This window comes from Rhodothermales bacterium, assembly GCA_041391505.1.
Lineage (GTDB): Bacteria > Bacteroidota > Rhodothermia > Rhodothermales > JAHQVL01 > JAWKNW01.
This window is the reverse complement of record JAWKNW010000058.1, coordinates 1-5790: the sequence shown is the minus strand read 5'-3', so window position 1 is coordinate 5790 and position 5790 is coordinate 1. Positions and strand designations below refer to the sequence as shown.

At 65.5% G+C, this 5790-nt stretch carries 7 protein-coding genes; 5 read left to right on the top strand and 2 right to left on the bottom strand.

What is annotated here, in order from left to right:
• Positions 1–183: 183 nt before the first annotated feature.
• Together R2834_24675 and R2834_24670 are read right to left on the bottom strand one after the other, a co-directional pair.
• A complete protein-coding gene (locus tag R2834_24675; GenBank protein MEZ4703549.1) occupies positions 184–855 on the bottom strand; it encodes a heme exporter protein CcmB in 672 nt (223 codons plus the stop codon).
• Entirely contained in the window at positions 856–1278 is a 423-nt protein-coding gene (locus tag R2834_24670) for a hypothetical protein (protein MEZ4703548.1), read from the bottom strand.
• A gap of 1187 nt (positions 1279–2465) precedes the next feature.
• Between R2834_24670 and R2834_24665 the strand changes: the two genes are divergently transcribed.
• The 5 genes from R2834_24665 to R2834_24645 all read left to right on the top strand — a co-directional run.
• Positions 2466–2789: a hypothetical protein gene (locus tag R2834_24665; protein ID MEZ4703547.1), complete on the top strand. Its 324-nt coding sequence runs from the start codon at positions 2466–2468 to the stop codon at positions 2787–2789.
• A gap of 182 nt (positions 2790–2971) precedes the next feature.
• Positions 2972–4162, top strand: a complete 1191-nt coding sequence (locus R2834_24660) for an aminodeoxychorismate synthase component I (protein ID MEZ4703546.1) — start codon at positions 2972–2974, stop codon at positions 4160–4162.
• Positions 4163–4168: 6 nt separating this feature from the next.
• Positions 4169–4801 carry an aminotransferase class IV gene (locus tag R2834_24655; GenBank protein ID MEZ4703545.1) on the top strand — a complete coding sequence of 211 codons (633 nt, stop codon included), beginning with the start codon at positions 4169–4171 and terminating at the stop codon, positions 4799–4801.
• Positions 4802–4835: 34 nt separating this feature from the next.
• Positions 4836–5156 (top strand): methylated-DNA--[protein]-cysteine S-methyltransferase, encoded by a 321-nt coding sequence (locus R2834_24650; protein MEZ4703544.1) that lies wholly within the window; start codon positions 4836–4838, stop codon positions 5154–5156.
• On the top strand, positions 5140–5790 hold a 651-nt coding region (locus R2834_24645; protein ID MEZ4703543.1), incomplete at its 3' end, for an RsmB/NOP family class I SAM-dependent RNA methyltransferase. The genes R2834_24650 and R2834_24645, both read left to right, overlap by 17 nt.

The window sequence follows — 5790 nt, the reverse complement described above, 5'->3', positions numbered from 1 at the left end:
GCATGTGCGCAAGGTGCAGACAGGCACCCTGCCTGTCGTCGGGAGGTCCCTCGACGACGCCCACGCGAACGCGCGGGCTGCTCGGGATGACATCCATTGCATATTGATGCGCTAATCATGCCTGCCAAAGAGTACGCCTCAAGACGCTTTGTTGCTTAATCGCGCTGCAAATTATACGCCTTTTTAATCATTCCATACATAGTCGAACAGCAGGACGGACATCGTGATCGTCACGCCGGCGAAGCCGATCATCACCTTGATGTCGTCCTGCGCGGCCACGAGGCCCACGCCGCCGGCGAGCGCGCTCTGCGTGGCATGCACCACGGAGAGCAGGAGCGGGACGAGCAGCGGGAAAAGCAGCACGGGCAGCAGCGCGCCCTGGTTCGACGACCGGGCAATGAGGGCGGCCAGCAGCGTCGTCGAGCTGGCGAGGCTGATCGCGCCGAGTCCGATGGCCGTAACCAGCAGCATCGGGCGCTCGACCTCGATGCCCAGCAGGAAGATGTAGGCGACGAAGGCGAGGCTGTTTACCAGCAGGATCAGCAGGATGTTGAACAGCAGCTTGCCGGCGTACACCATGTCGGGCCGCGTATTGAGTTGCAGCAGCAGCACCGTCCCGCGCTCCTCTTCGCCGATGAAGGAGCGCCCCAGCCCCACACTCGCCGAAAACATGATCACCACCCAGATCAGGGCGGACTGTACCCGGGGCGAGATCTCCTCCTGTCCGATGGAATACACGACCATCACCAGCGACGCCATCACGAACATGAGCAGCATGTTGATCGCGTAGCGGCTGCGAAACTCCAGCCGGAGATCCTTTACGAGTATGGCCCACATGCCGGCTAGCCAGTCCATCTAAAACGACCCTACAAAGTTGATTTCCGTTTCGAGGCGGTAGCCCGTGCGCTGTTCCACCGTTTCCTGGACGTACTCGATGAGCCGGCGGACCTCCGCCGCCTTGCCCTCGCCGCGGTTGATCATGATGTTGGCGTGGCGGTGTGTGATTTCGATGCCGCCGATACGGGTCCCCTTGAGCCCGCATTCGTCGATCAGCCGGCCCGCCCCGATCCCGTCAATTTTTTTGAAGATGGAGCCGGCGCTGGGCTCGGTGTCGAGCGGCGGGTGCCGGTCGCGCCGCCACGCGAGGTTGGCCTCCATCACCGATTTCATCCACTCCGGGTCGCCGGCCTCCAGCTGGAAGGTGGCGCTGAGCACGATGTCCTCCCGGTCGTGCAGGATCGAGTAGTCGTATCCATACTGAAAATAGGCGACGTCCACCGCGCGCCGCGCGCCTCCTGGTGGGATTATCGGCCTCGTGCAGCACCTCCTCGACTTATCGTCCGCGCCCGCTCGGGCGGCGGAGAGGAAATGGAGATTCTGCCCTGGGCCCGCCGACAGCCGTGGAGGGGATGCCGACGTAGTGCTCGAGCCCCGACGGCCCGTGCGAGACCGCATAGTCGATCGGTGGGGTACACGATGGCGCTGCTGAAGGCCATGTGCGGCGTTCAGGGTCAACCGCGATGGATCAAGACTGGTTGTGGATCACATTTGGAATCCCTCGTCGCTCACCAGGACGTTGGCTTGCCGAGCAGGAAAAACGGCACGCCGGCCTCACGGTGCGGCGTTTAGCGGCCTCCCGCAGGCGTCGGCGGACGGCAGGAAATGTAGTCGACAGGCCGCCGATGCAGAAATGTGGTGTAAGGGGCCAGCGCGACCCGCGTTTGCCGAACGCGGTCCGAACACGTCGGTGAGATCCCGGCGATGATTAGATGGCATCAGATCAGCTTACTTCGCTGGGTACCCGACAATGTCGCCTCACGGAGACTCCATGGGGGTAGCGGCTGTCGCCTCGCAGTCGAACGAGGGCGGTTGGTTCATGAAGCCCGGGCTATTTGTTCCGAAAACGCATGCTGCTAGAGGCGGGCGAATGGCGACTTTTTCACCGAAATGCACTTCAGACATATGGCTGCAATTACCCAACCTGACGCAAGCTGCCGGGCGCACGATGATCGGCGCTACCGTGTTTCTGATCCTCGTGCTCGTCGCTGGCGATGCCTGCGACGATCGACGCTCTGGCTGCCGGCGTCCGCTGGCCGGATCAGCGGTACCGATGTGAACAGCACCGTGGGCGAAGGCCTCGTGTTGCACGCCCCGTGGAGTCGATATCATCCAGTACGCGGCACCAGCGTCCAGGAACGGCTGGAAGAAATCACGGCGCTGTCGTCCGGCCTGCCAGATCGGGATGGATGCGTCGATCCGCTGGCGCCCCGAAGGCCGCCCGGCTGCCGCAGCTCCACCAGGATTGACATCGACCACTACCGCAAAGCTCGTAGCCGAAGCGCACCAGCAGCTGTCCGTGAGATCGTCCGGCCAGTTTACGCCCGAAAGCTGTACTCCTCGCGCCGGCGGGAACTACCGGACAGATCATCGAACAGGTCCGCGGTCTGGCGATCCAGGGGCAGTACGTGCAAATCGACGCCGTACTGATCCGCAACGTGCTCCTGCCCGAGCAAATCCAGCGCGCCATCGAGCGCAAGCTGACCGAGGAACAGGAAGTGGAACGCTACTTCTTCACCCTCCAGAAGGACAGCCTCGAGGCGCAGCGCAAGAAGATCGAAGCGGAAGGCCAGGCCGAATATCAGCGGATCATCACCGAAAGCCTGTCGCCGAACTTCCTCCGCTTCAAGGGCATCGAGGCCACGCAGCAGCTGGCGAACTCGTCCAACACGAAGACGATCATCGTCGGAGGCGGCGAGAGCGGCCTGCCGGTCATCCTGGGGAATCAGTAGGCGGAGCCCATTGCTCCTTGTAGAATGCAATGTCATCCCGAGCAGCGCGAGCGCGCAGCGAGCGCTTGACGAGGGACCTCCCGGCATAGCCGCACGCCGTGCAAGGCCGGGAGGTCCCTCGGTTCTCCGCGATGGCATCGCGGCTATCTGTAAAGCCAATCGATACGAATCACGCGATTCACGTGACCCCTCCCGCCCCTGATGCCATCGCCACCCGGCTCCGCGAGCCGGGGACGGTGCTGCTCGACACGGCAAAACGCGACGATGGCGAGCCGGGAGGATGTCTGCTGTTCGCGAATCCGGTTCGGCACATCGTCGCCGAATCCGTGGCGGATGTCATGCCGGCGTTGCACCGGGCCCAGGCCGCCGTCGATGCCGGGCGCTACATCGCCGGGTTCGTGAGCTATGAGGCCGGCGCGGCGTGCTGCGGCCTCTCGCCGGCCCACGCCGGCCCGGAGCCCCTCCTGTGGTTCGGCGTCTACGACGCGCCGGCGGCGATCGACCTCCCCGAAGCGGATACGCCCGTCTGGATCGGCGACCGCCGGCTCGCCATCGCGCGCGACGCCTATGCGGAAGCGATCGGCCGGATCAAGGACCACATTCGCGAGGGCGACGTCTACCAGGTGAATTTCACCACGTCGCTGCGCTTTCCCTACCGCGGCGATCCGTTCGCGCTCTACCGGGCGCTCCGCAGCCGCCAGCGGGTGGCCTACGGCGCCTATGTGCCGCGCCCCGGAGGAGCGATGCTGAGCTTTTCGCCCGAACTGTTTTTTCGCATCGACGGCGACCGGATCACGGCGCGGCCGATGAAGGGGACCGTCCGCCGGGGCGCCGATGCGGCCGACGACGCGCGCCTCGGGGCGTGGCTGCTGGCCGACGAAAAGAATCGGGCGGAGAATCTGATGATCGTCGATCTCCTGCGAAACGACCTGTCGCGCGTCTGCGAAGTCGGCTCCGTGGAGGTGCCGGCGCTCTTTTCGCTCGAACGCTACGAGACGCTGTTTCAAATGACCTCCACCGTCACCGGACGCCTCCGGCCCAATGTCGATCTGCCGGCGCTGTTCGAGGCGCTCTTCCCCTGCGGGTCGATCACCGGCGCGCCCAAGCGGAGCGCCATGCAGCGGATCGCCGCCCTTGAAACGGGCCCTCGCGGTGTGTATTGCGGGACCATCGGTTTTGTCGCGCCGGGAGGCGACGCCGTGTTCAACGTCGCCATCCGCACGCTCGCCCTGCGGGATGGGGAAGGCGTCATGGGCGTCGGGAGCGGCATCGTGTGGGATTCGGACGCCGGCGCGGAATACGACGAGTGCCTGCTCAAGGGGGCTTTTCTGGGAGAGATCGCCCCGTCGCCGGCCCTGCCCGTGCGGGGGTGAACGCCGATGTCGGATGAACTGCAACTGATCGAGACCATGCGGTGGACCGGCAGCGTCCGGCTGCTCGGGTACCATCTCGCCCGGCTGGGTGCGTCGGCGGAGGCGCTGGGATTTGGAATGGATCGGCCGGCGATTCGCCGCGCCATCGAGGCCTGCATCCCGCAGGAGGATCCGGACAGCCCGATGCGGCTCCGCCTGCTGCTGGACAGGGACGGCCGGGTTTCATGCACGGCCTCGGCGCTGACCGACCCGCCCGCCGGCCCCGTACGGCTTCATCTGGCGCGGTCAGTCCATCTGGACCCCGCTTCGGGCCTTTCTGTCCATAAGACGACGCGTCGGGCGATCTACGACGCCGCGTGGGCCGAGGCGCAAGCCGCCGGCTGCGGGGAGGCGCTGCTGATGGATGTGGAGGGTCGGGTTTGCGAAGGCTCCCGGACGAATCTGTTCGTCCGACTGGGCAGCCGGGTCTTCACCCCGCCCCGCTCCGCCGGCATCCTCCCGGGTGTCTACCGCAGCTATCTGATCAAAAAACACCCCGGCATCGTTGAACGCGACCTCTACCCCAACGATCTTGCCCGGGCCGATGCCCTCTACGTCACCAACGCGGTATGGGGCGTGCGGTTAGCGATTAGCGATTAGCGCTACGTTCATTTTGCATTTTTGCCATCTCCCCATGTCTTCTTTTTTCGAACGTGTCTGGGACATTGTCGCTGAGATTCCCGAAGGGCGCGTGACGACGTACGGCCACATCGCTGCCTGTCTGGGTTCGCCCCGGGCGGCGCGGACCGTCGGCTGGGCCATGCAGGCCGCCGGCGGCAAGGCGCTGCCCTGTCATCGCGTCGTGGCGCGCGACGGAAAACTTTCGGCCGCCCTGCGTTTCGAGGGGCCGGACGTGATGGAAGAGCGGCTCCGCAACGAAGGCGTCGCCTTTACGCCGGATGGCCGTGTCGACATGAAAGCCCACCTCTGGATCCCCGATGCCCCAGCCTCCTGACCGGGATGCGGCCGCTGCTCCGCAGCGCCTCATCGTCCGCCCCTTCGCCCTCTACGCCGTCGTCGCCCTGTACGACCGGATCACGGCCTCGCCGTATCCGGCGGATCGGCTCATGCAGACGTTTTTCAAGGAGCGCAAGCAGCTCGGCAAGCGCGATCGGGGGTTCGTTGCGGAGACCGTCTACGGCATGCTGCGCAACCGGCGGTGGCTGGAGTGGGCGTTTCCCGACCTCGACACCATGCATCGGGCGCTGGCCTATCTGGCCCTCCACGAGCCGGGCGCCCGCCTCCCGCTCGAGCCGGAGGATGAGGCGCAGCTGCGACGCGCCGTCGCCGGCGCGCTCGAAAAACCGCCGCCGGACGATCCGGTCGAGGCCATCGCGCTCACCCACTCCATGCCCGACTGGATGGTGGCGATCTGGCACCAGCAGTACGGCCCGGAGGAAACAGCGGCGCTTTGCAAGGCGCTGAATCAGGCGGCCCCGCTGGTGATCCGGACCAACACCCTGAAGACGACCCGGGAAGCGCTCCAGGACCGGCTGCGGGAGGCCGGCCACGACAGCGTGCCGACCCCCACGAATCCCGACGGCCTGATCATCACGCAGAAGGCCAACCTGTTCGCCACGCCGGCTTTC

What these genes read in the sequence shown, in the direction of transcription:
- R2834_24655 (MEZ4703545.1), top strand. Translation starts at nt 4,169, where the DNA reads ATGTCGGATGAACTGCAACTGATCGAGACCATGCGGTGGACCGGCAGC.
- R2834_24675 (MEZ4703549.1), bottom strand. Translation starts at nt 855, where the DNA reads ATGGACTGGCTAGCCGGCATGTGGGCCATACTCGTAAAGGATCTCCGG.
- R2834_24650 (MEZ4703544.1), top strand. Translation starts at nt 4,836, where the DNA reads ATGTCTTCTTTTTTCGAACGTGTCTGGGACATTGTCGCTGAGATTCCC.